Here is a 26,576-nt window from a genome sequence, read left to right as displayed (position 1 = left end):
ATGCTGGGAGGGTATGGGGTGGGCATTTACCCGCAAGGCAAATTCAGATATAGTCCAACCCCTTGATTTTTCTTTGATGTCTTCCTGAAAGCAGCCTGCTGGTGGCAACGTACATGTATCCGACATGTGATGTGGTCGCGGTCCTGCATGTTCTGGTCTGCATCCCACCCCACCCATACTGATCATCACAATATGCATTACACCATTTTCGATACGCCGATTATTCGTACGCTGTTTGCCTGGATCTCGATTGTCATGCTGAAGCTGGCGGGTTGGCGCCTGCAGGGCAAGTTCCCGGACCTGCCCAAATATGTGATGATTGCTGCGCCACATACCAGTAATTGGGATTTTCCGGTAACGCTGGGTTTGTGTTTTGCTTCCCACGCAAAAATCTACTGGATGGGCAAGAACAGCCTGTTCCGTGGGCCGCTGGGGCCGATCATGCGCTGGCTGGGTGGGATTGAGGTGGACCGTTCGAAATCCAATAATCTGGTCCAGCAGATCGTGGATGTCTATAACCGGTCAGACCGGCTGGTGGTGACGATTCCACCAGAAGGTACACGCAGCAAAGTTCGCTACTGGAAGACTGGCTTCTACCATATTGCGGTCGGGGCGCAAGTACCAATTGTGCTGGCATTTCTGGATTTCAAGGAGAAGGTTGGCGGATTCGGGCCAGTGTTCTATCCAACAGGGAATGTCGAAAAAGACATGGCAGAGATTCAGGCCTTCTACAAAGGCATTACAGGTAAAAATCCAGATTACCAGAGCGAGTGAGTGCTGGCTGACATGAATGCAGTGAGAATGGGGCGTTGGCCCCATTTTTCATGGTTGATCGGTACTGCGTTCCCATGCTGCCTGTTTGGCCGTACCGATGACAGCCTCCCTCGGTGATGAATAGATTTGCGTTGGCGCAAGTTCAAACGTGGTGTCACCGCCTATACTTCACATTGAAGGAGTAAATACGCATGAACAATATGACTGGCCCGGATGAAGGCACTGCGGTAGAAGAACAGTTGGTGGTGCCCTATGTCCGCTACGAAAATCAGGCGATCGTTCGTCAGATTTCTTATTACCTATTGGATGAAATCCTGCCGCCTATACATTACACAGAATTATTCAATACGCTGCGTAATGCCACCGAAAATGATCTGATCTATCTACATTTGAATACCCCGGGAGGGGATTTTGACACCGGTTTGCAATTGATCAATAACATGCACCTGTCAAAGGCCTGTGTAACGACAGTGCTGGAGGCCAAGGCCTATTCGATGGGCGCGCTGATCTTTCTGGCAGGGGACGAAATTGCGGTACACGATAATTGCCAGTTGATGTTTCATAACTATTCGAGCAGTTTTATCGGCAAGGGGAATGAGCAGCATGCCCAAGTGATGGCTGTTGGCAAATGGTTTGAGAAAGTCATGCACCGGGTATGCGAGCCTTTTCTGACGAGTGAGGAAATTGTCGCTATCTTGAAGGGAGAAGATATCTGGATGGATTCCGATGAAATCCGCAAACGCCTGCAGAAGATGCAAGCATCGCGGCCTAACAAACAGGATAGCTCGGCCATCCGTCGCAAGGCTGACAAGTTGGATGGTGTGTCAGGTACCTAGGCGATGATGATTCCGTTGTCATATGGACCTCACCGGAAGGCCGTGACTTGCGTGAATCTGCTGGCCTGATTATGCTGCAGCGCTCTTGCAAGCCCGTTACAGACGTGAATTTGATTTGATGTTGTGCCATGGACCAAAACGCCCCACAGTACCTCAGCCCTGAAGTTGACTGGGCCACGATTCAATTGCCTGATGCCTGGCCAGACCAGCTCAATTTTCACAATCCCCTGACTTGGTTACAGTTGGTAGCTCATACCTTCCGACGTCGGCAAAAGGTGGCTATTCCGGCTGATCTGCCGGGTGCTGAGGTGATTCCCAAATATGTGTTGCTGGAGTTTCACAACATGCCGAACGGAAACTACTCCAACCGTTTGTCGCATGGCTACCTGACTGGTTTCGACCTGTCGATGTTAAACCTGGTACAGCCGGTGCGGCACTGGGTGGCTGGTCAACTGTCGGGTTGTCAGTCGGTACTGGATCTGGGTTGTGCCGGTGGCAAAACTGCTGCAGCCATCCATCGGCAAGGTGTACCAGAGGTGCATGGACTGGATCCGTCCCCTTATCTGTTACGGCATGCAGCTTGTACGTTCCCGGAAATCAAGGTGCGGCAGGGGGTGATGGAGCGTCTACCCTATCCGGATGCGCGTTTTGATGGCATGTCCGCGGTATTTGTGTTTCACGAGGTGCCACCAAGCTATATCCGACAAGCATTGGCCGAAATCGCACGGGTACTCAAGCCCGGTGGTTTGTTGGTGCTGGCTGAGCCATCGCCGATTCAGTTACGGCAATCGGCATTGGCACTTTGGCGGTGCTATGGTTGGCGAGGGGTCTATTTCAGGCTGCTGGCTCATCGGGTATTCGAGCCCTTTGTTGAATCCTGGCATCAGTTTGATCTCAAACAGGAAGCCGCATTGCATGGCTTGCAGATGGAAGAGGCCATTGAGGGGATGCCGATTCGACGTTGGGTGTTGCGTCGCGTTGATTCGTAAGCGGTAGGGGAGGGCGGTGCCTTGGTCTCCCCGGTGATGGCATGTCTGTTTGATCAGGGTTGGACGGGCGTACCCAGGCTACCCAGGTCCCAACGTGGCTTCACGCCAAAACTACCGAGGCCAATCACGCCTTGAGCCAAACGTTGTGCACCGGCAAAGGCAATCATTGCCCCATTGTCGGTACAAAATTCCAGTGGTGGATAGAACACCTTGAATTTGCGCCGCTGTGCGGCTTCATCCAGTTTTTGCCGCAACTGTTTGTTGGCGCCCACGCCACCTGCAATCACCAGCTGTTTGTGACCGGTGGTTTTCAATGCTTTCAGTGATTTACCGACCAGCACTTCCACAATGGCTTCCTGAAAGGCAGCACAGATATCGGCACGGGTAACATTGTCCAGTTCACCTTGCCCTCGTACCAGTGTCAGCACGGCGGTCTTCAGGCCGGAAAAGCTGAAATCCAGATCCGGCGAGTGCAGCATGGGTCGGGGCAGGGTAAAGCGTTTGGGGTCACCCTGTTCCGCCAGCCGGGATAATGCGGGCCCACCAGGGTAACCTAATCCGAGTAGCTTGGCGGTCTTGTCGAAAGCCTCGCCGGCTGCATCGTCCAGCGTTTCACCCAGCAAGGCATATTGTCCGACACCGGTAACCTCCATCAACTGACTGTGCCCACCTGATACCAGCAAGGCAATGAAGGGGAAGGCTGGGGCTGGATCGGCCAGTAATGGCGACAGCAGATGACCTTCCAGATGATGGACCCCGATGACAGGTTTGTTCAGTGCGAAGGCCAGCGCGTTGGCCACACTGGCACCTACCAGCAGCGCGCCGGCCAGGCCCGGGCCTTCGGTGTAGGCGATGGCGTCAAGTTCCTGCAAGGTTTTACCAGCAGCTTTCAGGCATTCTTCAGTCAATGGCAACACCCGGCGGATGTGGTCTCGCGAGGCCAGTTCCGGCACAACACCACCATACTCGGCATGCATGGCCATCTGGGTGTGCAGGCGGTGTGCCAGCAAGCCTTGCTGCGTGTCATACAGTGCAATGCCGCTTTCATCACAGGATGTTTCAATACCAAGAACCAACATGTACCAACCACACTATCGTTATTGAATGCAGAACCAGTCATTTTACTGCGTCGAGGGGAGGGTGCACAAACAGGGTGTACTCAGTTGGTGAACTTGAACAGCATGTCGACCAGTTCAGGCTGGGAGGCGTCAGGATCTGGCCATTCGCCACAGGCCAGCATGAAGTCGCTGGGACGGGTGGCGGTTTGTGCTCGTCGAATGACAAGCAGGCTGGGTTGATTGGCGTGGTCTCGATATTGCCACACCCACAGTGTGGCGTGGTCGTTTTGGGCGCGGCAGACAAACTGCAGAGAGTCGGCCTGGTAGTCGGTATCTTCCGGGTCAAGGTAGCCATGGATCGCATCGGAGTCGAGCGGGCTGTCGTCGGATTGCTGGGTAAGGAGTGATGTCATCATTGTGCTGATACTGATACAGGGGTGGGGCAAAGCCCACCCCCGAGGTCTACTGGTATTTTTTGCCGATCTTGGCCACAGTACCGTCACTGACCATGGCTTTCAGTGCGTCATTGAGTTTGGTGACAACGGCATCGGGCACACCTTTGTTGCAAGCCAGATACATTTGAGTCTCCTTGAAGGTCAAGACCGGCTTGATGCCGGTGATGCCCTTCTGTTTGGCCAAGTGGGCGCCCAGTTGTTCTCCTGTGGCCCAATAGTCGATGCGGCCGGCCAATAGCTTTTCAGGGTTCTGGCTGTCATTGTTGGTTTCTTCAACTTTATACCCGCCTTCTTTCAAGAAGTTGGCAATGGCATCACCACGATAGCCACCAATCTTGGCGGCCTTGGTATCTTCCAGTTTGCCAACTGCTTTGGCATCTGCCTTTGCATACAGCACCCAGTTGTTGTTCACCAGTGGGCCAACCCACTTGAACAAGGATTCGCGCTGTGTCGTACGGGTGGTGGAGTAAACGCAGGTTTTGCCATCCTGCTGGGCCATATTGTAGGCCCGCTCCCACGGGTAAAGCGAAATGGCGATACCCACACCAGCCCGTTTGGCCATTTCCTCGACAGTTTCAGTCGAAATGCCGGAGATCTTGCCAGAGACCGTCATATTGAACGGTGGGTAGTCTTCAGTGGTGATCACCAGGTTTTCTGCAAAGGCGGGGGCGGTAATCAGGGCAAACAACAGCGGGAAGGATTTCATCATTATTCCTCAATCGAACAGGTCGAACCTTTGAGTGAATTAGTCGCCACCCCTTTGCCTGTTAGAACCTGTTCAATGTGTCATTGTACGACCGCGATCAGGTTCATGTGCTGCTCAAAATCCTCATGTATCACCCATACATTCCGATTTTTGCGCTGCGCTTCACCCCGCTGGCGGCCGCTCACGACAGATCTTAATCAGGTTTTAAGGCTGGGCAGCGCTCCCTTTTGACAGCAGTTTGAGCTTAGACGGCAGATGGCGGAGAGGCAAACTGGAAACGGTATATGGCCGTCGCTCGCTGGAGGAAGCCAGTCCACGAGTTGGCGTGGGCTGGCAGATATGTGGTTGTATCAAATGAAGTGGTAGTTCACCTCAAGCCATGCGGTCCGCCCATGAGGGCTGTAGCTGCCCACGGGGTAGTACGGCCAGCCTTCCGAAGGATCATGCTTGATGCGGTTGAACAGGTTGTTGACGATGACTGTGACACGGCTTTGTTTGTTGAACTGGTAACCCACGCTGAGGTTGGTCAGTGTCGTGCGCGACAGATATGCCGTCTCGCTGCCGTCGGGAATGCGGCCATAGCGCGTCAGTTGCACATTGGACGACCAATCCTTGTGTGACCAGCCCAGACCGGTGATCAGCTTGTCTGGCCAGTCGCTGTTGTCCATTGCATGCAGCTGATCCTGCTCGGCATCCGTTGGGAACTGCTTGTATTTGTGTGTCAGCACCTTGGTGTATTGAGTTTTCCAGGTCCAGCTGCCCAGATTGTCAAGCTTCCAGCGGACAGTACCGCCCAGATCGAATCCACTGGTGCTTTCCATGGCGGCGTTGATCGGGTTGTTCAGAATCTCGACAACCTCATTCGGCCCCTGCACGGCATTGGGTGGGTTGCGACGTACCCGGCGCAGGGTATCGATGCACAGGGCAGAGTCCGGTGATTCCACGCCAGTCCGGCAATCTGCTTCAGTTCGCAGGATACGATCGCTGTCCAGATTGGTCACCAGGTCGTCAATGGTGATGCGCCAGTAATCGGCAGTGACATCAAAGCTGTTGGTGGGTGACCAGACCAACCCAAGGCCCATTGATTTGCCGCTTTCCGATTTCAGTTCCTTGTTGCCGGTCTGAACATAATTGACTCCAGGGGAAACGTTGGCGAAGTCGCATTTGGCAATGGGCTGATTGGCCTGCTTGCAGCGATAGTGGTCGGTGGACGACGAATAATAGCCTTTTGTACTGGATTGATAGATATAGTTCATGTCCGGCGCGCGGAAACTGGTGGCGTAATTACCACGGAACAGTAAGGTATTGAGTGGTCGCAATTCCAGCCCGGCACTGTAGGTGAGCTTGTTGTCGCTGCGGTCGGCAAAACTGTAGTGATCGTAACGGCCGGCCAGTGTCGCCTTCAACGGCTTGGCAATGGGGATGTTGAGTTCGCCGGCGATGGCATAACGGGAACGTGTCCCGCCTACATCTTCAAACGGCCCTCGGTTATAGAACACCTTGTCGTTGTAACGTTTGTCCTGCCGATTGGTATAACCCTGATTACCCCATTCCACCACGCTGGCGGCAGAAATCGGGCCGGCAGGCAATTCCAGCAGGTCGCCATAGGCGCTCAGGCTCACATTCTGGGTCCAGGCGTTGTTCTTGGCGATCGCATGCGCATACCGTGCTGCAAATTCCTGCGGGGTGGCGGGCCGGTTGAATGTTGCGTCGTCCGGCGCATAGATGGCCACGCCACTGGCATCGGTGCCCAGCCGGAGCCCCAGGAAGTATTCGTCAATGCCATTCAGGATGATCGGCGCGCTGGCATAACTGGTATAGGCCGATGCGCTGTAGGCTGCTTCATAGTTCCAACTGCTTTGTCCCAGCCGGCCCTTTACGCCGAAGGATAGATTGCCCGCCGTATCGTCCCACTCACGATTGAATTTTTCGACGCCGCCGATTTCCTCCGGCGCAAAACTGCGCTTCCAAACCTCGTAATGCCCGGTGTTCTGGTTCAGAAAGTAACTCCCCTTGTCAGCCGCCGACACCCAACTGGGGCCGCGTGTATTGTTCTGCGTGTTGTTCAGGGCTAGGAAGGCATCCGCAAACAGTGTGGTGTCGTCGTTCAGGTCGTAGTAGAGGGCGCCATAGACGTTCTGGCTCTGGTTGCGGGTCTGGGTGGTCCAATAGGTCGGGCGGGCCTTGCCGCTGCCGCAATAGCTGCCGGTCCGGCTGTTGACTTGCACCACGCTGCCATCAAACTGATTGGCAAAGGCTGCGCAATTGTCCGTTGGCGCAATATAGCGCTTGGTGGTCAGGTCCTGCCGTGACCAGATGCTGGTTGGGGTTTCGCCATTCAATGTCGATGCGGCCATGAAGTCACGGTCTTTGGCCCAGATCTCGTTGGTACGACTCAATTCCACGCCAAACAAGACACGCAGCGGACCAGCACTGGTTCCACCACTGATCTGGAGGCGTCCGTTGCTGCCACCGCCACGTTGGGTGCCACCCACTTTGAGGTTCACATCTATCCCACGGGCTCGTTTCTTGATGACGGTATTGACCACACCGGCAATGGCATCCGAGCCGTAGATCGCCGCGCCCGAACCATTCAGGATCTCGATTCTGTCCACCAGCGCGGATGGGATATTGGCCAAATTGACGAAGTTGATTTTTCCTTCGTAGGCAACGGGGTATTCCGCCACCCGCCGACCATTGATCAGGATCAGTGTATGGTTGGGCCCCAATCCGCGCAGGCTGATGGTATTGGCTGCAGGGGTGAACGTATTGCCAAAATCCGCACCTTGCGTAAAGCCGGTGTTTTGCGTTTGCTGGTTCAGCGCATCGAATACGTTTTTGTAACCAAGGTTGTCCAGATCCTTGCTGCTGATGACGGTGACGCTGGTGGGGCCTTCCTGGGTGGCGCGGGGAATGCGCGAACCTGTGACCGCGATCCGTTCCGCGGGTTTGGCTGCGGACGGGGCATCAGCTGCAATCAGTGGTGGTGTACTCAGGGATAACCCCAGAATGCCCAGTTTCCAAGCAGTTTCAGTTCTCATTGATGGCCTTTGAGTAACGATACATCGATTGAGGAGCGACCAAGGAAAACCGAAGGCGGGATGGCTTGCCTTTTCCTGGTCACCTACCCACTGGTTTGGCTGCTGGTGGCGCTTTACCAAGCGGGATGTGGCGCAGGATAGCAGTGTTTTTTTATTGCTTAAAAATATGAATTTATATTTCTATATTCCAATATGGAATATATTGGGGCGGGTTGGCAAGGCTGCTGCGTGTGCAGCAGCCAAGTATTTGGGAGATGGATTTATTGACTGAATTGGGGCAGCCATTGCGCCAATTCCAGCATGCTGCCGCCGTTGTGAACATGCAAATAACCCATGCCTTGCAGGATGTGTTCGGCTCGCGCCGAGCGCAGGCCAGATTTGCAATACACCACAATTGGTGTGGTCTTGTCCGGATAGTGTTCACGGATCAGGTCACGTAAATCGTCGATTGGCAACGATACCGCATTTGGCAAGTGGCCAGCCTGGAATTCGCAACTGGCTCGAACATCAACCAGCATGGCCTGGGTAGGAAAACACGAACAGGCTGGCTGCATTTCTGATGGAAACTGGGTAAATCCATTCATTGTATTAGCCCTTTTGAGGTGAGCGACGAGACAGCCAGGTAGCCGTACCATCGCAGGAGAAATTAATGCTCCAACCGCTCAATGCCCAGCATCTTCAGCATGTATTTCTCGTATATCGGTTCTGATGTGCCGTGCTTCATCTTGTAGATGAAGTATTTCTCGAACGCGACTTTGGCGACATGCACCCATCTGCCGGTTTTGAACCAGTTCACATTGCGTGGTGGGATTTGTGGCAGTGCTACAAAGGCGGCACCGGTATTACCCAGGTCTGCCAAGCAAATGGCATTCCAGCTGCCCTTGGCACGGGCAGGCAGCCCGGCGAGTTCGGCTGCAATATTATGCGCAATGGCAGAAACCATGGTTTCGATCATGTAACCTGTCTTGGGAGCGCCAGTGGGTACCGGTGTGACCTCGACGGGTGGAATGGCAATGCAGACACCTGCTGCAAAAATATTGCGATAGGCCAGACTGCGTTGATACTCATCCACCAACACAAAACCACGTGGGTTGCAAAGACCTGTCACACCGGTGACGGCATCTACGCCTTTGAACGGTGGAAGCATCATGCTGAAGGCGAAGGGCAAGGCGTGCTCCCTGACAGCTTGGCCTTGTGGGTCGAGTTCGCTAAGGTGCATGACACCCGCTTCGACCCGCGTCACCTGGGCATTGGTGATCCATTTGATATCATGTTGACGGAAAGCGCTCTCCATCATGGTTTTGGAGTCTCCGACCCCACCCAGCCCTAGGTGTCCGATATAGGGTTCGCTGGTGACAAAAGTGATTGGCACATGTTTACGAAGTTTGCGTCGCTTCAGATCCATGTTGAGGATGAAAGCGAATTCGTAAGCCGGGCCAAAGCAGGAAGCCCCTGGTAACGCACCGATCACTACCGGCCCGGGTTGGGTGAGCAGTGTTAGATAATGGGCATAAGTCTGCTCAGCATGATCGACATGGCAGATAGACTGGGTGAACCCGGCCGGGCCACAGCCCGGGATGTCGTCAAACGCCAGCTTGGGACCGGTGGTGATGATGAGGTAGTCATAATGGACGTGCTGGCCATTGGCTAGTGTCAACGTATTCCGGGCTGCATCAATCTGGCTGACCGACTGTGCAATGAAATCAATGCCTTTATTGGCCAGATAAGGTCGAATAGGAAAGGTGATGTCGTTACGTTTGCGCCAGCCAATGGCCACCCAGGGGTTGGATGGAACAAACTGAAAGTAGTCCACAGCATTGACCACCGTAATGCGGTGTGAGAGGGTCAGCTTTTCCCGCAATTCATAGGCAGCCGGCATGCCGCCAGTACCAGCGCCGAGAATGACAATATGTGCCATGGTTGCCTCCTTTGTCATGAGGGATATGCGCACCATGGTCATATCGACAGATACATCGCATGGTGGTCGCGCTGCTGTCACGTGTATTGCAAATTGCAGCACTTGAGGAGCGAATACAGATCGCCGGCTGCTGGATACCTGACTACGTTGCGCCTTGGTGGAAGACCATGTCACTCAAATGGTCTGGGCGGACGCACACGATACGCTGATTGATCACGCTGGTCAGCAACGTGAGCCATTGCGCAAGCATGCATCCGTGCATGCGCCTTTCAGCAACCTGACTTCACCCCGATTTTGCGGAGTAATGTTTCCATCAGGCACCACTTGGTGACCCCGCTTTGCAGCAGGTTGAACCCGACGAAGGCGGTGAAGGCCAGCCACCACTGGCTGTGAAACAGCGGGCTGCCAGGTATGCCTAAGGACAGTGCTAGCAGGATGAAACTACCAGCAATGAGGCGAGTGATTTGCCAGGATGTCATGTTGATGTTCCTTCTGTCGGTTGAAAAGGCGGGTACGGGTGATAAGCCGCGAAATACAGCAGTGGGATGACCACCAACGTCAACAAGGTGGAAATCAGTATGCCGAAGATCAATGAAATTGCCAGGCCGTTGAAGATGGGGTCATCCAGAATGAAGAATCCGCCAAGCATGGCGGCCAGACCTGTCAACAAGATAGGTTTGGCACGGGTGATGGCAGCATTGACCACGGCACGCTTGAATGGCACCTGCTGCTGAAGTTGCAGATTGATGAAATCCACCAGCAAGATGGAATTGCGTACGATGATACCGGCCAGAGCAATCATCCCAATCATAGAGGTGGCGGTAAAGGGGGCGCCCAGCAACGCGTGCCCTGGCATGATGCCAATCAACGTTAGCGGAATGGGTGCCATGATCACAAATGGGGTTCGATAAGAACCGAACTGTGCTACGAGCAATAAATAGATCAGGATCAGTCCAACTGCATAGGCTGCACCCATATCTCGAAAGGTCTCATAGGTAACTTGCCACTCTCCATCCCACTTCAGGGAATAGCCACGGTAGGGATCATCCGGTTGACGGATGAAATACTCCTGAAGTGGCCCTCCTGGCACGTCGAGTGCATTCAGGCGGCTGCGCATGCTGAACATGCCATACAAAGGACTATCCAGCTTCCCGGCCATGTCGCCAGTGACATAGTGCACTGGCAACAGATCTTTGCGATATATGGGTTGTTCGCGTTGGCCATCAATGATGTCGACCAATTCCCGAATGGGTACCAGCCCGCCTTGCGCATTGCGTACCGACAATTTCAACAGTTCGTCCAGACTGCCGTGGCTGGACAGGGGTAAGCGCAGGGTCGCTGCGGCGGGATATTTGCTTTGATCGTGCAAAAAGCTGACGGTCTCGCCAGCCAGGCCCGCTTGTAAAGTCGTGATGATCGTTTGTTGTGAAATACCAAGTTGGGCCGCTTTGCGGCGATCCACCAATAGTATCTTGCGAGGTGCCATGCTGATACTGGTGTCATCAATGTCAACGACGTGATCGGTTTGTTCGAATACGCTCCGCACGGCCTTGGCGAATTGTTGCCGGCCGACGGCATCTGGCCCGTAGATTTCCGCCACAATGGGAGATTGCACAGGCGGGCCAGGTGGTACCTCCACCACTTTTACATTGGCGCCGAATTGCTGGCCAATTGCCTGCAACGCGGGACGAAGACGAGTGGCGATGGCATGGCTTTGTTCGTGACGATGGTGTTTGTCGGTCAGGTTGACTTGAATGTCGCCAACTTCGCCACTGTTACGCAGGTAGTATTGGCGCACCAGTCCGTTGAAGTTGATCGGTGCGGCAGTGCCAGCATAGGCTTGATAGGTGGTGACAGTGGGTTCGCTGGCGAGGTGAGAACCTAATTCGCGCAAGACGGCGGCGGTCTGTTCGACGGGGGTGCCAGCTGGCATATCCACGATCACCTGCAGTTCGGATTTGTTATCGAAGGGTAGCATTTTTAACTGGACCAGCCCGGCAACCGGTAGGGTCAGGGATAACCCGATCAGCGCCAGAACACCTAACCCCAGCTTGATGCGATTGCGATGGCCAAGCTGCATATCCAGAAACGGCATGAAGAGATGGGCTAGCCAGGTAGCCCAGGCAGGGGTGGTAGTGGCTGGGTGCGAAATGCTGGATTTCAGCCACAATCTTGCCAGCCAGGGGGTAACTATAAAAGCGATGGCCAGCGATAGCAGCATACCCAGGCTGGCATTGATCGGGATGGGGCTCATATACGGCCCCATCAACCCACTGACAAATGCCATTGGCAGCAGCGCGGCAATCACGGTCAGCGTGGCGAGGATCGTCGGACCGCCGACTTCATCCACCGCCTCGGGAATGATCGCGATTAAGGGTTTGCCTGGTTCAAGTTGCTGACGGCGATGGATGTTCTCGACCACAACGATCGCGTCATCGACCAGAATGCCAATTGAGAAGATCAGGGCAAACAGCGATACCCGGTTCAAGGTGAAACCCCATGCCCAGGATGCAAACAAGGTCACAGTCAGTGTCAGGATCACGGCTGTGCCAACAATGGCAGCTGATCGCCAGCCTAGGGTAAGCAATACCAATGCGACCACCGACACGGTCGCAAACAACAACTTCTGGATCAGTTTCTGTGCTTTGTCATTGGCTGTTTCACCGTAGTTGCGCGTTACTGCTACTTTTACATCAGCGGGAATGACCGTATTTTTCAACAACTCAACATTTGCCAGCACGGCATTGGCTACTTCAACGGCGTTTTCTCCGATTTTTTTTGTAATGGCCAAGGTCACGGCCGGATACTCATTGCCTTGTGCGCCGGCGATGCCGTGCCAGACATAACGGGTTGCGGGTGGGGGGCCATCATGGAGTGTGGCCACATCACGCAAGAATATCGGCCGCAGGTCTTTTACCCCGACGATCAGGTCGGCAAGTTCGTTGACATGGTCAAAAAATTGGCCAGCTTCCAACGCGATGGTCGTTTGGTTACCAAGTAGTTCGCCTATGGGTAGTCCAAGATTGGCTGACTGCAACGATTGCCGGAGATCAGCCACAGTCAGTCCAGCGCGGTGCAAAAGTGCGGGGTCGATTTCAATTTGAATGCTGCGCCCTGGGCCGCCAATACTGGTGACTTCGCGGGTGCCGGCGACTCTTTTCAATTCAACTTCCAGGCTATGTGCTACACGTTCTAGATCGTAAGGTCCTTGATCTGATCGGGTTGCATAAAGTGTGAGCGATAGAATAGGTACATCATCAATACCTTTAGGTTTAATGACGGGCGGGAGCACGCCAAGGCCCTCTGGCAGCCAGTCCTGATTGGAACGGATGGTATCGTGTAGTCTAACCAAGGCTTCAGTACGCGGCACCCCCACTTCGAATTGCACCGTGATGATGGCCAAGCCAGGACGTGATACCGACAGGACATGCTCAACCCCGACCATCTGGGACAGCACCTGTTCAGCTGGAATGGCCACCATTTGCTCTACATCCTTGACGGCAGCCCCGGGAAATGGGATCAGTACATTCGCCATGGTGACATTGATTTGTGGTTCTTCTTCACGTGGCGTGACCAATACCGCAAAGCCCCCCAGCAACAGCGCGACTAGCGCCAAAAGCGGCGTGATTTGCGCAGTCTGAAAAAAGGCGGCGATTCGGCCTGATAAACCTATGTGTGTCGACATGGTGGTTTTCTCAGCGGACACGTGCTGCAGCGAGTGGATCCAAGACAACACGCTCGCCAGCGGTGAGTCCGCTCAACACCGTGACGGAATCCCCGATCGGCTGCCCAAGTTTTACCTGTCTCAGCAAGGGCTGTTGTTTGAGATTCAATACATAGACTGCAGTCAGTTCCGCACGGCGTATTACGCTTCCAGATGGTACTGTCAAGGTGGGTGAGGTACGAGTTTGAATGGGAAGCGACACACGGGCGAACAGGCCCGGTGTCAGACCCGTTGAACTGGGTAGATCCAGCCAAATCCGACGAGTATGGGTCTGTACATCGGTACTGGGAAGCACAGTGACTTTGTTTGCTACTTGTCGCGCGGCAGCACCATTTACCGCAGGAATCTCGATGAAAAAGGGTTGCCGAGTTGCCAGATGTTCGGCAACGGCAGGCGGTATACTGAGACCGACCCGCAGCGTACGTGGGTCATACAACGTCATCAAGACTTGGCCAGGCATGGCCATATCCCCCACTGCGACAGGTATTTCTACCAGTGTGCCGGTAAAAGGGGCGGTCAGTTGATGAAAGCTGACTTGGGTATGGCTGAAGCTGGATTGTGCTTGCAAGGCGTCGACTTGTGCCTTTGAGGTTTTCAAGGCGGCTTCAGCTTGATCCAGAGCCGCCTGGCTGATGAACTGTTGCAGGAACAATTGTTTTTGTCGCGTAAATTCCTTTTCGGCAACATTTAGGCTTGCACGTGCAACCGCTAGTTGGGCTTGGCTGGCTACAGCAGTCTGTCCGGCTGCCCGGGCATCAATGCGTACCAACAACTGGCCAGCTTGAACCTGATCACCAATCTTGACTGGCAAAGCCACAATTGCACCTGCAACCTGAGTTGCCAGACGAGCTTGCTGTACCGCTTCCACAACACCGTCCGCGATATAGGTGGGTGGCATATGGTGGACCCCGACCGCGACAGTCGATAGTGACGAAGGTGGTGCGGCTGGTGATGATGTAACCAGACTCAGCAGCGTGAAATAGATCGCATAACGCAACTGCATGCTTGTATCTCCATGAAATCAATTGTTTGCACGATAAGATCTGCTGGTCCTGAATGAACTATTTGTTTATTATTTAGCTAATTAGTTAAATAGTCAATAATGGGTTGGCCCCCTCCATTCTGGCGACTGAAAGTGTTGTCAGGTGTCATTACCTTGGCGCTGGGATATGAGATCAAGTGGTTCAATGTGGGCAGTGCTAGGGTGCGTGGTGACCCATGTTGTCGATTGGACGGGATTGGCAGCATGTCCTGGTATGGCTGGCGTGGCGCACTTGGTCAACCGGCGCTGGATAGATGGCGAGAATCGTCAGCAGAACCTAGGCAAGTTTGCAGGGGCGAGGCATCATCATGACTTTGAAGCAGGGATGTTGCTGGAATATGGAAGACTTATCGGATCAAGCACTAGGGCAAGTGGCCGCGTATTTTCAGGCATTGGCCGAACCGACACGATTGAGAATTTTGAATCTATTGCGTGAGGGTGAGCGCAATGTTGGTGAGCTGGCACAAATTTGTGATTGCACCATGGCCAATATTTCTCGCCATTTGTCGTTACTGGCCAAGCATGGACTCGTGGCTCGACAAGGTAGGGGAACAAACGTGTATTACCGGATTGCCGATCCGACCATTTATGCCTTGTGTGATCTGGTGTGTGGCAATATCGCACGGCGCTTGGAAGAGCAGGCTGCGGTACAGCGTGCGTTTCATGACGGAAAGCAAACGCAATGATTCAAGCAACGTGATGGCTGGTCGACGCTGCGCAAGAATTAAGGGTGGGTGGTCAAATCAAAAAAATGGAACGGCCGGCATTGAATGTTCAGCATGACCGATTCAATCGACGATCTGATTGAATCGGCCTCATCTGCTTGATGAACGGTTACCAGTTCAAAATCTTCGTCCAGGGCTTTTCGCCAATCAGGAAAGTACATTTGTGCTGCTGACCGTTACGTCGGGGGACCGTACTCAGGCTGCCATCTTTGCTCATTCCGGCCAACCAGGTGATGTTTCTGGCGCCAGTCATATCGATCAGGGCAAATTCGGACTGTGGCCCGGTTATCGGGTTGGCGCAACGGCCAAATAACGTTGTGTCGGTCAATGCCGGTACGATCAATACATCTTTGACGCCGTAGCGAAATTGTCCACCACCCTGGCGCGATTCCTGTTGTGCGCTGATCAAATAATTCTCACCATTCTTGTCCAGTACCCAGAAGTCAAATTTGCCGGGTCTAGCCGGGGTGATCGAGAAAAATGGCCGCCAACCGTCCCCAATCTGTGAAGGTAATTTATTGCCGCGAATATAAGTCAGCCCTTTCAATTCTTCGGTGACCGAGCGCTTTTCCGAAATAGTGGAGCCAGACTCGCTACGTGCCGAAGTGACAGGTATGTTGGCTTCCTGATGGCTGGCTTGTGCTGTCGTGGGTTCAGGCGTCGAGACTTCACTGGCAGGTGGCTGGGTGGTGGTGCAAGCGGCCATTGCCAGCAATGCAACTGCGGCGAAAGATGTACGTTGCAACATGACTGCATTCCTTAATCGATATCGGGTGATGAGCTTTGTCTTGCACGGCATGATGGACCGATGTCTGTCCGGTGGCATGGCTGACGGGACTGGCATGTAAGTAATGCTGTCGCAGCCAGCGTCAACAACATGGTTGGCCAATGTGCATGACACTTGAAGCGCAACATTGAACCGCGTACGCCAAGCGACTGGCAAGTATTTTCTAGGATCGGATGGTGATGAGGCTGGCAGGATTTGCGCTTTTGCAACAGTAAATGTCGAATCCCATGTTTAATTGTTGTCATTGGCATGTTGGCTGCCCTCGGCGCAATCAAATGAGCATACGTCCATTTGGGGGCGAGATTGAAACATCTGTGAGTTGGTTGAGTGGGAGCAAGAGTGTGGAATACATTCCCACTGCAACCGAAATTTTGTATCGAACTCAGCCGTTGTCAATTGGTTGTATTTCATGTTTCGACCAGGTTGCCAATTTACCGCTTGGCATTTTTGCGTGGCGATCAAGCCGGTATTAGGTCGAGAATCATCCTTTCGTGTGAAGGTGATTGATAAAATAATCAGGCAGGGTGGCAGGGTTGGGCTTGATTGTCTGAATATATTTACAGTTATTGTGGCGGTAGAGTGGATTAGCATAAGCCGTCATTCATCCCCAAATATTCGTACATAGATTGATCTGAGCTGCTTGTGGATTTCCCTCATTGTATGGATGAGGTATTCAGTCAATTTCGAGGCTTTTGCAGTGGGCCGTCAATCAATTGAAATGATACCCTGGCCAAAGGTTCCCATTCTGGAAAAGTCAATTGAGACAAGCATTTTATGTTGATGGCCAAACAGTGTTACGTCCGATTTGGTAGTCATTTTTCTTTAGATATGAGTATGAGGAATTTGTATTCATCGGCCATGCACGCGATGTGATATCACTGAAGTTAGTCACATGATTCTGCTGATTACTGGTGGAAAGTTACCAATCTTCTGCATAATATAAAGATAGGCGTGTCTGTGTTGTTAGTTACCATACGAAGTGTGAATTAGATTTTTACAAGTTTTCCCACGAAAAATCCGGCATCGCAAAAAAACGATGCTAGAATCAGCGCAGAGTAATGAATCCAACAACTCGGCTCAGGTGAAACAGATCAGTCAAATGACTGCTTCACTTTCCCGTTAAAGTAACGATGTCAATGCGTCAATTCATCAGTGAAAAGGATGAAAGAATGGCAGATCAAGCCCAAAACAATACTGCAAATCAAACCGCTACCACCAAGAAAACTGCTGCAAAAGGTGCCAAGGCCCCCGCTGCCAAACCTGCGGTAAAAGCAGACAAGCCGGCTGCAAAAGTGGCACCGGCTGCCAAAAAGGCTGCACCTGCCGCCAAGCCGGAAAAGAATAGTGATGTTGCAGGTACGTTGGATAGCCTGCGTGCTAACCTGAAGTCATTGACGCAAGATAATGCAGCGGCATTGGCTGAACTGAAACAGCGCTCCATGGAAATTCAGAAGAGCATTGCAGAACATCAGAAGAATCTGCAGCGCACTGTGAAAACCTTCCTGGGTGAAGTAGTGCACGAATTTGGCCTGACCGTTGATGATGTTCAGAGTCTGGTACGTGGTGGTGGCAAGGGTACCAAGGCCAAGGCTGCGGTGAAGTTCTGCAATCCTGCCAACCCGGCTGAAGTGTGGACTGGCCGTGGCCGTCCGCCGCTGTGGGCGCTGGAGCGTGTTGCTCGCAAGGAAAAGGTTGTGATTCAGCCGACCAGCCCGGAATATGCAGATGACGCGGCTAAAACGGTTGCCCGTCTGATGGCAATGAAGTAATTCCGATCGGATTTGGTATGAAAAAGGGGAGCATGCTCCCCTTTCTCGCTGTTGGATCTGACGCCCCTCTGTTCTGTATGGATTGGGAAAGACGATTCAGTCATTAGTGATTGATTCTACTGGGTGCCATTGCTCGATTGATGATTCGTACCGCGATGCTCCGGTGCAGATTTGAATCTTGTTCAGTGCAGGCTTGCGATATCTTATCGTTAGTGGCCTGATGTTACCCCGCCAGTTTACCTACTTTGTAACCTGTTCAAGATCGGTCATGAGCCACCGCTTCGTGGCAGTGGTGGGTTTTTATACGATAACCGACAGGTATCAATCTCCCAGCAAATTCTGTTGAATCAGGTCGTGCCAATTGAGTGGTTACCCGGTCTCGATTTAACTTTCCACTGTTCGTTGATTTTCACCGGTTTGCTTTTCATACACCGTTCATTGCCTAGGCAGACCACCCGAGTGCTTTTGGTTGGTGTCAGGCACTTCGTCAGGGACGTGCCAATGCACGCTGTCCATGGCGCAATCCGTCGTATCTGACTCGTCATTCGGGCTTGCGAATTCCTTTTACACCCAAATGATCTGAAGCCACTGACCAGGTCAACCATTTTGCGGTGATAGGGCCATATTGGTTGTGTCCCGATGGGGGTGCAGGCTTGTTGGCTACTTGGCTAAAGATGGTTCCTGTATCAGGCATTGCTTGATCTTCGATACTTTCATGATTGCGAATATCTTAATATTAAAGTGTTTAAAAATTTAAATTCCAGTTAAGTTAATCACGGTGAAAACAGTATTTTTATCATGGTTATTGTTCTGGTTGGCGTTTTTACTAATTGATACTAATGGTTTTTTAATTAAAGAGTGGGATTTTGCTTGATCTGGGTGAAATTGACTATCAATGGTGCTAGAAAAGAAAGTAGCAGGGTGAATGCGGAGGACAAATGAACGACGTTTGGTCTGTGGTGGTCGTGCAATTGGATCAGCAACTGTACGCGTTGAAGCTTGAGGCGGTGGCACGGGTGCTGCCTGCGATATGGATTACGCCATTACCGGGTTCACCGGAGGTCATCATGGGCATTACCAATATTCGCGGTCAGGTGATACCTGTGCTGGACATGCGACGTCGTTGCGGCCTGCCAGCACGCGACTTATTACCCTCAGATCAACTAGTGATGGTGCATGCCGCGTCAAGAGACTGGTTACTGCCTGTGGATGCGGTAACCGGGACAGCTGTCTACCCGTGCAGTCAAGTGGTTGTCTCGCCGGAGCTGACACGGGGGGAGTGTGCGTTGTCAGGCGTGATCGTGCTGTCGGATGGGTTGATGTTGATCCATGATCTGGAAACGTTTCTGGACGCGGATGATTTACTGGTGCTGGATCATGCCCTGGATACGTTGTATGAAACCTGATTGCGTGGATTGGCTGGTAGATATCGAGATGAATAATCTAGCTCGTGAGCCATTGCCAGCATCGCAAGGACAAACCAGTCAAGACCGGCTGACCCAGTTTGCCGCTTGGGTAGCTGAACATTTGGGCCTGAGTTATGCACCCATGCGGTTGGCGGATCTGGACAGGGTGATGAAGCAGGTGGCAGTGACAATGGGCTATGCTGATTCTGCCATGTGCATGCAGTCTTTGATGGACAGCGCCCCCAGCAATGCACGGCTGACGTTGCTGGCCAGTCAACTGACCGTAGGCGAAACCTACTTCTTCCGTGAACCTGCGGTACTTGACGCGTTGAAGGAGTATGTCTTGCCGGCCTTGATTGCTGAACGGCAGGCATCTGGCCAACGCCACCTACGACTCTGGAGTGCCGCTTGTAGCACTGGCGAAGAACCCTATTCGCTGGCTATTCTGCTGACTCGCCTGTTACCGGTTCAGGCTGGCTGGCGGATCAGGCTGCTGGCGACCGACATCAATCCACAGTCGCTGCAGCAGGCGCGTTTGGCACGTTATTCGCGCTGGTCATTTCGCAATCCGCCGGATTGGTTGATTCCCGGTTATTTCACGCCCGATGGAAACCGGCATTTGCGCTTGGTGGATAGCATTCGCGACCGAGTGGAATTTGCCTGGCTGAATCTGGTGCAGCCCGAATTGCCTGTTGGTTTGGCTACGTTGGGTATGGATATCGTACTGTGCCGAAATGCCTTGATGTATTTCACCCAAGCGCAGGCCAAGCGGGTGGTCGATCGTTTCTATCAAGCCCTCAACCCAGGTGGCTGGCTGATTGTTGGGGCGGTGGAGGCGAACCCGACATGGTTTGTCAATTTCGAAAGGGTCAGGTTGGGCGAGGTCTGGCTTTATCGAAAGCCATCAGCAGAGCGAACGGTCTCCACGCACCAAGCCGAATTCCCACCCCTGGACTTGCCGAGTATCCGACCTTCACCTTCCGCTGATGTCCTGGTACCACCATTGCCACCGGTAGCTGTCTTGGCCCCGCGTCAGCCGATATCGCAGCAGGTGCCTACCTTACTCAACGAAGCACGGCAAATGGCCGATGCTGGCAATCTGATTGCGGCGGAAGCCTGCTGCCATCAGGCAATTGCGATAGACAAGCTCAACCCTGCCAGCCAGTATCTGTTGGCAATGGTCTTGAATGGCCAGGGGCGCAACGCTGCAGCATTGCATGCCTTGCGAGCCGCACTGTTTCTGGATGAAAAACTGATTGTGGCGCATGTGGCATTGAGTGCCATGTATCGATATGTGAACGAGGCTGCCTCACAACGTCACTTGACCCAGGCGTTACACTTGCTGAAACAATGTGAACCGACCGAATTGGTACCCGAAGCGGCGGGCGTCACGGCTTCACAATTGCTGGCCATGATCGGCGGCCACACATGACACAGCCAAACCGGCTGACGACGATTGACTGGCAGAACTTTCATCGGCGTCTTGCACAAGCCCATATTGCCTTGCAAGGTTCACATATACCATCGGCCGACGCCATTCAAGTCAAACTTCAGCAACGAGCAAAAGCACTGGCGGTTGTGCCAGCCCTTGTGGCTGAACAAGCGCAGCAGGAACTGCTGACTTTCATGCTTGGTTATGAGCACTATGGAATCGAATCAAGCTGGATTCGTGAAGTTTGCCCATTGAAAGAACTGACCGTCTTGCCCGGTGTACCGCCCTTTGTGGCAGGCATCATTCACCTGCGTGGGCAGATCGTGTCCGTGATCAACCTCAAATATTTTTTCGAACTACCTGCACAGGGATTGACCGACTTGAACAAGGTCATTGTGTTGCAAGATGACGCCATGTGCTTTGGCATACTGGCCGACCAGATCATCAATGTATGCCAGATTCCTCTGACGGCAATTCAGCCTGCCTTACCAACCCTGACGGGCGTACGGGCAGCCTACTTACTGGGCATCACGGCGGATCACTTGATTGTGCTGGATGCGGGACGACTGTTGCATGATCCCGGATTGATTGTGGACCAAAGCCTGGCCTGACAATGGAAGCGCCGGAGCCTGTTCATGATCTTGATGAAAGGGCTTCAGCGGGGGCGTTGTACCGGAACCAGCGTCCAGCTAGCTAAAGCAGAATGTGGGGTGATGCATGAACCCCAATCAGATACTTGTCGTCAGTTCGCGGCCGGGTTCTGTAACGGATAGCGCCGCAAGGCAGGTGAATACGCCAGGGCCGGGCAACGACCCGTCAATAAGCAGACAAGACCAACCATTTGGCATGCCAATCAAAGGGCGGCATGTCGTATCGCGGGAGTGATCATGCGTTTTTCAATCGGGATGAAACTCTGGGCAGGATTCCTGTCCATCATGCTGGTCATCGCTATCGTCATTGGAACATCGTATCACAGCACGCGTCGGCAGGTCGGCGCCGCCGAATGGGTCAATCATACCAATCAGGTATTGAGCAATCTGGCGACGCTGACATCAGTTCTGCAAGATGCCACACTGGGACAGCGCGGCTTTGTCATTACAGGGGACGAAGAGTACTTGCGACCTTATCAGAGCGCGTTGGCACAGTTGAATGGTCAGCTGAACAGTTTGCGAACCTTGCTCGCGGATAGCCCAATACAGCTGCAGAATCTCGCAGCGCTGCAATTGCTGATTGATCAGCGCATGGCTTATTTAATCAACGTCATTAACACGCGTAAGAGTAAAGGACTGGAACAAGCACGTGACTTGACTTTGATATCGCAAGGCAACAAGAATTTTCAGCGAATTCGCGATCAGATTCATATGATGACCGAACATGAACAAGTGCTGCAAAAAGTGCGTGATCAAGCGGTAGAGCAAAGTGTCAAATCCACCTTCATGGTATTGCAAGCCGGATTGGTGATCTCCATTGTCTTGGTCGTGACAGCCGGACTCGTGCTGACCAGGCAGATTTCGGTCCCCTTGCGTGAGCTGACACACATTGCCGGGCGGATCGGTGAGGGGGATCTGTCGATCAATTGCCAGGCCACGGACCGAACGGACGAAGTCGGCATACTGATGCGAGCCTTCGCCAAGATGACGGTGTCGTTGCGGCAGATGGCAGGAACGGCAGGGCAGATCGCAGGCGGAAACCTTTCCGGCAAGCTTGCCCCGCAATCTGACAAAGACATGCTGGGTAATGCGTTCTCTCAGATGCTGGAAAACCTTCGCAACATGAGTCGCGATGTGAATGAAGGGATCAGTGTGGTAGCCAGTGCCGCTACCGAAATACTGGCTGGCACTACGCAGATCACCAGCGCAGCGGAGGAAACCGGCGTATCGATCACGCAGACATCCAGTACGGTAGAGGAAGTGAAGCAGACAGCGCACCTGGCTAGTCAGAAAGCCAAAAACGTGTCCGAATCCGCTCAGCGAGCGGCACAGATTTCGCAAAACGGGCGTCGCGCTGTTGAAGACGTAGTGGATGGCATGCAACGTATTCATGACCAAATGGCGGCGATTGCCGACAGTATCGTGCGGCTGTCGGAGCAAACCCAAGCCATTGGCGAAATCATTGCCACGGTCAACGATCTGGCAGAGCAATCCAATCTGCTGGCGGTGAATGCTTCCATTGAGGCTGCCAGAGCGGGCGAGCATGGCAAGGGATTTGCGGTTGTGGCGCAAGAGGTGAAAAGCCTCGCGGAACAATCCAAGCAGGCCACTGTTCAGGTGCGCAGCATCTTGGGAGAAATCCAGAAAGCCACCAACGGCGCAGTATTGGCCACAGAGCAAGGTGGTAAGGCTGTGGAGGCCGGGCTTAAACAGTCTTCCGAAGCCGGTGAAGCGATTCGAATGTTGTCGGAAAGCATTGTCGACAGTGCACAGGCTGCTTCACAGATTGCGGTTTCCGCCCAGCAGCAGTTGGCGGGGATGGATCAGCTGGCGGTTGCGATGGACAGTATTCGCCTGGCCAGTTCACAAAGTGTCGCCAGTGCAAGACAAACCGAACAGGCCGCGCAAAATCTTCATGGGCTCGGCCTGAAATTGCAAGACATGGCAGCAAGGTTCCGGACATGACCCTGCTGTCATGGGCTGCCATGCCCAGATGGGAGTGCTGCTATGGCTGAGGATCAGGCCCAATTCATGCGACGCCTGCTGTCCACATTCCGGGCAGAGGCGGACGAACATGTAGCGGCCATGGATGACCTGCTATTGATGTTGGCCCATACCGAACCTGGTCCGCAGGCCAACGGCTTGGTTGAAACCCTGTTTCGTGAGGCCCACAGCCTGAAAGGGGCAGCCCGTGCAGTGGACCAGTCGGCAATCGAAACAATTTGTCGGGATATGGAAAGCTTGTTGTCCCTGGTGAAGCAAGGCCAGCTGGACTGGTCGGCAGCCACGCATAGCCAGTTGCAACTATGGGTGGAGGACATGTCACATCTGTTATCCACACAAGTCATCCCACAACCTGTCAGCGTAGTGCCCGCCGCTGTACCAGCCCGGCGTGTCGAGGTCTCCCCCTATCATTTGCCAGCCAATGACACCGTACGTATCTCCAGCACACGATTGAGCGATATGCTGGCACAGGTTGAAGATCTGGCCGTACTGAAGCAGGGTGTAGCCTATCTGGCAGACGAAATGACGGACTTGTGCCGTGAAGTGGCCGGCTTACGCAATAGCTGGCTGACGGGCGTGCGGGGATTACGGAGCATGCGACGAGCCATGATGGCGGGATCGGTCCAGACGGCGGGTGCAAAGCTGGTCGATAAATTGACGGATATTTTTGAACGGGATGCGATTCAGGTGCAAAACGTGGAATCGCGCATGTTGAGATTATTGCGACAAACACAGCAGGATCGCCACACCACGGTCGGCATGGTCGATGGCATGATGAGCGAAATGAAACATGTGCTGCTGCAACCGTTTTCTGCCTTACTGGAGTTATTGCCCAAGTTGGCATACGACCAGGCACGGGATACCGGAAAAAGTGTCGACATCGATATCAAAGGTGCTGAGATCGAAATTGATCGACGTATTCTGGAGCAATTGAAGGACCCTTTGATCCATCTGGTGCGCAATTGCATCGATCATGGTCTTGAAATGCCCGAAGCGCGGGAACGCCAAGGCAAGCCGCCCACCGGTGGTTTACGGATTGAGGTGACCCCCAAGGATGCTGGTAAGGTTGAACTGTTGGTTGCTGACGACGGTGCGGGTGTTAAGCTGGATCAAGTCAGATCGGCTGCAATCCGCCACGGTTTGCTGACTGAGGCGGATCATCCCGACGACTCGACGCTGCTTGATCTGCTGTTCGAGTCCGGCGTCTCAACCAGTCAGATGGTGACGGATATCTCGGGCCGGGGCCTGGGTATGGCGATTGTCCGGGAAAAAGTGGAAAAACTGGGCGGCGAGATTACTGTCAGCTCGCAGTCCGGGCAAGGCACCTGCTTTCGTTTGTTGTTGCCGGCCACACTGGCAACATTTCGCGGATTATTGGTGGAAGTCGGCGTCGCTGCTTTCGTGTTGCCTGTCGCGTCGGTGTCGCAGGTTTTGAGGATTGTTCCTCAGTTCATTCGTTCGGTAGAGGGTAGGGACAGCCTGGAATGGCAAGGGGTGATTTTGGCCCTGGTCTGGCTGGCCGACGTGTTGGGGCTGCCTCGTGAGCCGGTTGAAGAGGGCCGGCATGTCAGTCTGGTGATCGTCACCTGGCAGGGCCGGCAGCTTGCCTTTGCGGTGGACCGTGTAGTAGGTGATCAGGAAGTATTGGTAAAAGGGCTTGGCCCACAATTGAAGCGGGTTACATATCTATCTGGTGCGACGGTATTGGGTAGTGGCCGGGTGGTACCGATTCTGAGCATCGGTGATTTGATGAAGGGGGCGGTCGGTCTGACGCCAAAGCAGCCGGCCACCGGTCAGATGCCCCAGGGGGCTCGACAGCCGACGATATTGATTGCAGAAGATTCGATCACGTCTCGTTCACTACTCAAGAATATTCTCGAAATGGCGGGTTATACGGTACTGCCTGCAGTGGATGGCGTGGATGCATTGGCGCAGTTGCATGACAATCAGGTCGACTTGGTGGTGTCGGACGTGGAAATGCCCCGCCTGGATGGGTTGGGGCTGACTGCACGTATTCGCAGTGCACCGGCTACCCGCGATTTGCCGGTCATTCTGGTGACGGCATTGGATGCGAAAGAGGATAGAGAACGCGGGGTAGATGCCGGGGCCAACGCCTACATTGTCAAGAGTGGCTTTGATCAGGAAGGCTTGCTGGATGTCATCAGGAGGCTGATATGAAGCCGGCAACCTTGTCACTGCCCACCCTTGACAAGCCACGTGGACAGATTCGCGTGCTGGTGGTGGATGACTCGGTGACGGCACGTGATCTGCTGGCCTATATCGTGAATCGGGATGCCGCGTTGCAAGTGATCGGCGTGGCGGAAAATGGCCGTGGGGCGGTCGGCATGGCTTGCCGTCTGCGGCCGGATGTGGTGGTGATGGATGTCAACATGCCCGATATCGATGGCTATACGGCTACCCAGCAAATCATGACGCAGTGCCCAACACGTATTGTGTTGGTGACGGCCCACCAATCAGTAACAGAAATTGCCAATACCTTTCGGACGGTGGAAGTTGGTGCGCTGGCGCTACTGCGGCAACCGGTGGCGCCAACACATTGTCTTTTCGAGGAGGATGCCAAGCTGCTGGTGGATACCATCAAGCTGATGTCGGAAGTCAGCGTGGTTCGCCGAATCGGGCACCCTGAGTCAGATCGAACGGTCCGTCAGACACCAACGATTTCGCCGTCGAGCGTAACCATCCGATTGGTCGCCATGGGGGCTTCCACGGGTGGTCCAGCCGTGCTGCAAGCCATCTTGGCGCAATTGCCAGCGGACTTCAGTATACCCATTCTGATCGTGCAACATATCGCCCGTGGTTTCGCCGGGGGGTTCGCTACTTGGCTTGATCAGTCTTGTCTGCTGGCGGTGAAACTGGCGGAGCAGGGCGAGCGGCCTAGATCAGGGCATGTTTATGTTGCCCCGGACGATGTTCACCTGACACTGGGTAATGAAGGTCAGATGCTGTTGATGGCATCACCACGTCAATGCGGATTGCGGCCCGCCGTGGCTTGCCTGTTCAGCTCGGTAGCCCGTCACTGTGGTGCGCATGCTGTTGGTGTACTGCTGACGGGAATGGGGCGCGATGGTGCTCAAGAGCTGGGCGACATGAAACGAGCAGGTGCGATCACCCTGGTGCAGAACGCCGAGACCGCGGCCATCAATGGTATGCCAGGCGCCGCGGTTGAGCTTGGTGCAGCCAGTTTCGTCATGGCACCGGATGATATCGCAGCGACACTGCTGAGCCTGCAACGATAGTGT

Annotated in this window: 21 protein-coding genes; 11 read left to right on the top strand and 10 right to left on the bottom strand. The window is 53.7% G+C overall.

The window, feature by feature from the left end; all coding sequences use genetic code 11:
* Positions 1-192: 192 nt before the first annotated feature.
* The 3 genes from FFS57_RS19840 to FFS57_RS19830 all read left to right on the top strand — a co-directional run bounded on the left by FFS57_RS19840 (position 193) and on the right by FFS57_RS19830 (position 2,599).
* Entirely contained in the window at positions 193-774 is a 582-nt protein-coding gene (locus FFS57_RS19840; protein WP_137939562.1) for a lysophospholipid acyltransferase family protein, read from the top strand.
* A gap of 191 nt (positions 775-965) precedes the next feature.
* The gene (locus FFS57_RS19835) at positions 966-1,610 is read left to right on the top strand and encodes a Clp protease ClpP (RefSeq protein WP_137939561.1); all 645 of its coding nucleotides are present in this window, start codon (positions 966-968) and stop codon (positions 1,608-1,610) included.
* 128 nt (positions 1,611-1,738) lie between these two features.
* Positions 1,739-2,599 carry a class I SAM-dependent methyltransferase gene (locus FFS57_RS19830; RefSeq protein WP_137939560.1) on the top strand — a complete coding sequence of 287 codons (861 nt, stop codon included), beginning with the start codon at positions 1,739-1,741 and terminating at the stop codon, positions 2,597-2,599.
* Between the two features lie 53 nt (positions 2,600-2,652).
* On the opposite strand, the gene tsaD is transcribed toward FFS57_RS19830, so the two are convergent.
* The 9 genes from tsaD to FFS57_RS19785 form a co-directional block, all read right to left on the bottom strand.
* Complete coding sequence (gene tsaD / locus FFS57_RS19825) at positions 2,653-3,678, bottom strand: tRNA (adenosine(37)-N6)-threonylcarbamoyltransferase complex transferase subunit TsaD (RefSeq protein ID WP_137939559.1); 1,026 nt, start codon at positions 3,676-3,678, stop codon at positions 2,653-2,655.
* A gap of 80 nt (positions 3,679-3,758) precedes the next feature.
* A complete protein-coding gene (locus FFS57_RS19820) occupies positions 3,759-4,073 on the bottom strand; it encodes a hypothetical protein (protein WP_137939558.1) in 315 nt (104 codons plus the stop codon).
* A gap of 46 nt (positions 4,074-4,119) precedes the next feature.
* Positions 4,120-4,821 (bottom strand): substrate-binding periplasmic protein, encoded by a 702-nt coding sequence (locus tag FFS57_RS19815; protein WP_249384080.1) that lies wholly within the window; start codon positions 4,819-4,821, stop codon positions 4,120-4,122.
* Between the two features lie 347 nt (positions 4,822-5,168).
* Complete coding sequence (locus FFS57_RS19810) at positions 5,169-7,859, bottom strand: TonB-dependent receptor domain-containing protein (RefSeq protein ID WP_137939557.1); 2,691 nt, start codon at positions 7,857-7,859, stop codon at positions 5,169-5,171.
* A 260-nt stretch (positions 7,860-8,119) separates the two neighbouring features.
* Positions 8,120-8,443, bottom strand: a complete 324-nt coding sequence (locus FFS57_RS19805) for a rhodanese-like domain-containing protein (protein ID WP_171014087.1) — start codon at positions 8,441-8,443, stop codon at positions 8,120-8,122.
* Positions 8,444-8,505: 62 nt separating this feature from the next.
* Positions 8,506-9,777, bottom strand: coding sequence for an NAD(P)/FAD-dependent oxidoreductase (locus tag FFS57_RS19800; RefSeq protein WP_137939555.1), 1,272 nt, complete (start codon positions 9,775-9,777; stop codon positions 8,506-8,508).
* 269 nt (positions 9,778-10,046) lie between these two features.
* The gene (locus tag FFS57_RS19795; protein ID WP_137939554.1) at positions 10,047-10,256 is read right to left on the bottom strand and encodes a YgaP family membrane protein; all 210 of its coding nucleotides are present in this window, start codon (positions 10,254-10,256) and stop codon (positions 10,047-10,049) included.
* Complete coding sequence (locus FFS57_RS19790; protein WP_137939553.1) at positions 10,253-13,462, bottom strand: efflux RND transporter permease subunit; 3,210 nt, start codon at positions 13,460-13,462, stop codon at positions 10,253-10,255. Before FFS57_RS19790 ends, FFS57_RS19795 begins: the two co-directional genes overlap by 4 nt.
* A gap of 10 nt (positions 13,463-13,472) precedes the next feature.
* Entirely contained in the window at positions 13,473-14,504 is a 1,032-nt protein-coding gene (locus FFS57_RS19785) for an efflux RND transporter periplasmic adaptor subunit (RefSeq protein WP_137939552.1), read from the bottom strand.
* 377 nt (positions 14,505-14,881) lie between these two features.
* Between FFS57_RS19785 and FFS57_RS19780 the strand changes: the two genes are divergently transcribed.
* Positions 14,882-15,229, top strand: coding sequence for an ArsR/SmtB family transcription factor (locus FFS57_RS19780; RefSeq protein ID WP_137939563.1), 348 nt, complete (start codon positions 14,882-14,884; stop codon positions 15,227-15,229).
* Positions 15,230-15,377: 148 nt separating this feature from the next.
* Here the strand turns inward: FFS57_RS19780 and FFS57_RS19775 are convergent, their stop codons facing one another.
* A complete protein-coding gene (locus FFS57_RS19775) occupies positions 15,378-16,016 on the bottom strand; it encodes a hypothetical protein (RefSeq protein WP_137939551.1) in 639 nt (212 codons plus the stop codon).
* A 1,208-nt stretch (positions 16,017-17,224) separates the two neighbouring features.
* On the opposite strand from FFS57_RS19775, the gene FFS57_RS19770 reads away from it, so the two are divergent.
* The 7 genes from FFS57_RS19770 (at position 17,225) to cheB (ending at position 26,573) form a co-directional block, all read left to right on the top strand.
* Positions 17,225-17,824: an H-NS histone family protein gene (locus FFS57_RS19770; protein WP_137939550.1), complete on the top strand. Its 600-nt coding sequence runs from the start codon at positions 17,225-17,227 to the stop codon at positions 17,822-17,824.
* A 938-nt stretch (positions 17,825-18,762) separates the two neighbouring features.
* Positions 18,763-19,230, top strand: a complete 468-nt coding sequence (locus FFS57_RS19765) for a chemotaxis protein CheW (protein WP_137939549.1) — start codon at positions 18,763-18,765, stop codon at positions 19,228-19,230.
* Positions 19,220-20,662, top strand: a complete 1,443-nt coding sequence (locus FFS57_RS19760) for a CheR family methyltransferase (protein WP_171014086.1) — start codon at positions 19,220-19,222, stop codon at positions 20,660-20,662. The genes FFS57_RS19765 and FFS57_RS19760 overlap by 11 nt, the downstream gene beginning before the upstream one ends.
* Positions 20,659-21,273, top strand: a complete 615-nt coding sequence (locus FFS57_RS19755; protein WP_137939547.1) for a chemotaxis protein CheW — start codon at positions 20,659-20,661, stop codon at positions 21,271-21,273. The genes FFS57_RS19760 and FFS57_RS19755 overlap by 4 nt, the downstream gene beginning before the upstream one ends.
* Before the next feature lie 276 nt (positions 21,274-21,549).
* Positions 21,550-23,277: a methyl-accepting chemotaxis protein gene (locus FFS57_RS19750; protein WP_137939546.1), complete on the top strand. Its 1,728-nt coding sequence runs from the start codon at positions 21,550-21,552 to the stop codon at positions 23,275-23,277.
* 42 nt (positions 23,278-23,319) lie between these two features.
* Entirely contained in the window at positions 23,320-25,494 is a 2,175-nt protein-coding gene (locus tag FFS57_RS19745) for a hybrid sensor histidine kinase/response regulator (protein ID WP_137939545.1), read from the top strand.
* Positions 25,491-26,573 (top strand): chemotaxis-specific protein-glutamate methyltransferase CheB, encoded by a 1,083-nt coding sequence (gene cheB / locus FFS57_RS19740; protein WP_137939544.1) that lies wholly within the window; start codon positions 25,491-25,493, stop codon positions 26,571-26,573. The genes FFS57_RS19745 and cheB overlap by 4 nt, the downstream gene beginning before the upstream one ends.
* Positions 26,574-26,576: the final 3 nt, after the last annotated feature.

Source organism: Chitinivorax sp. B (assembly GCF_005503445.1).
In the GTDB taxonomy this organism is placed as follows: domain Bacteria; phylum Pseudomonadota; class Gammaproteobacteria; order Burkholderiales; family SCOH01; genus Chitinivorax.
The sequence above is the reverse complement of the archived record's forward strand: the minus strand, read 5'-3'. Positions and strand labels throughout refer to the sequence as shown.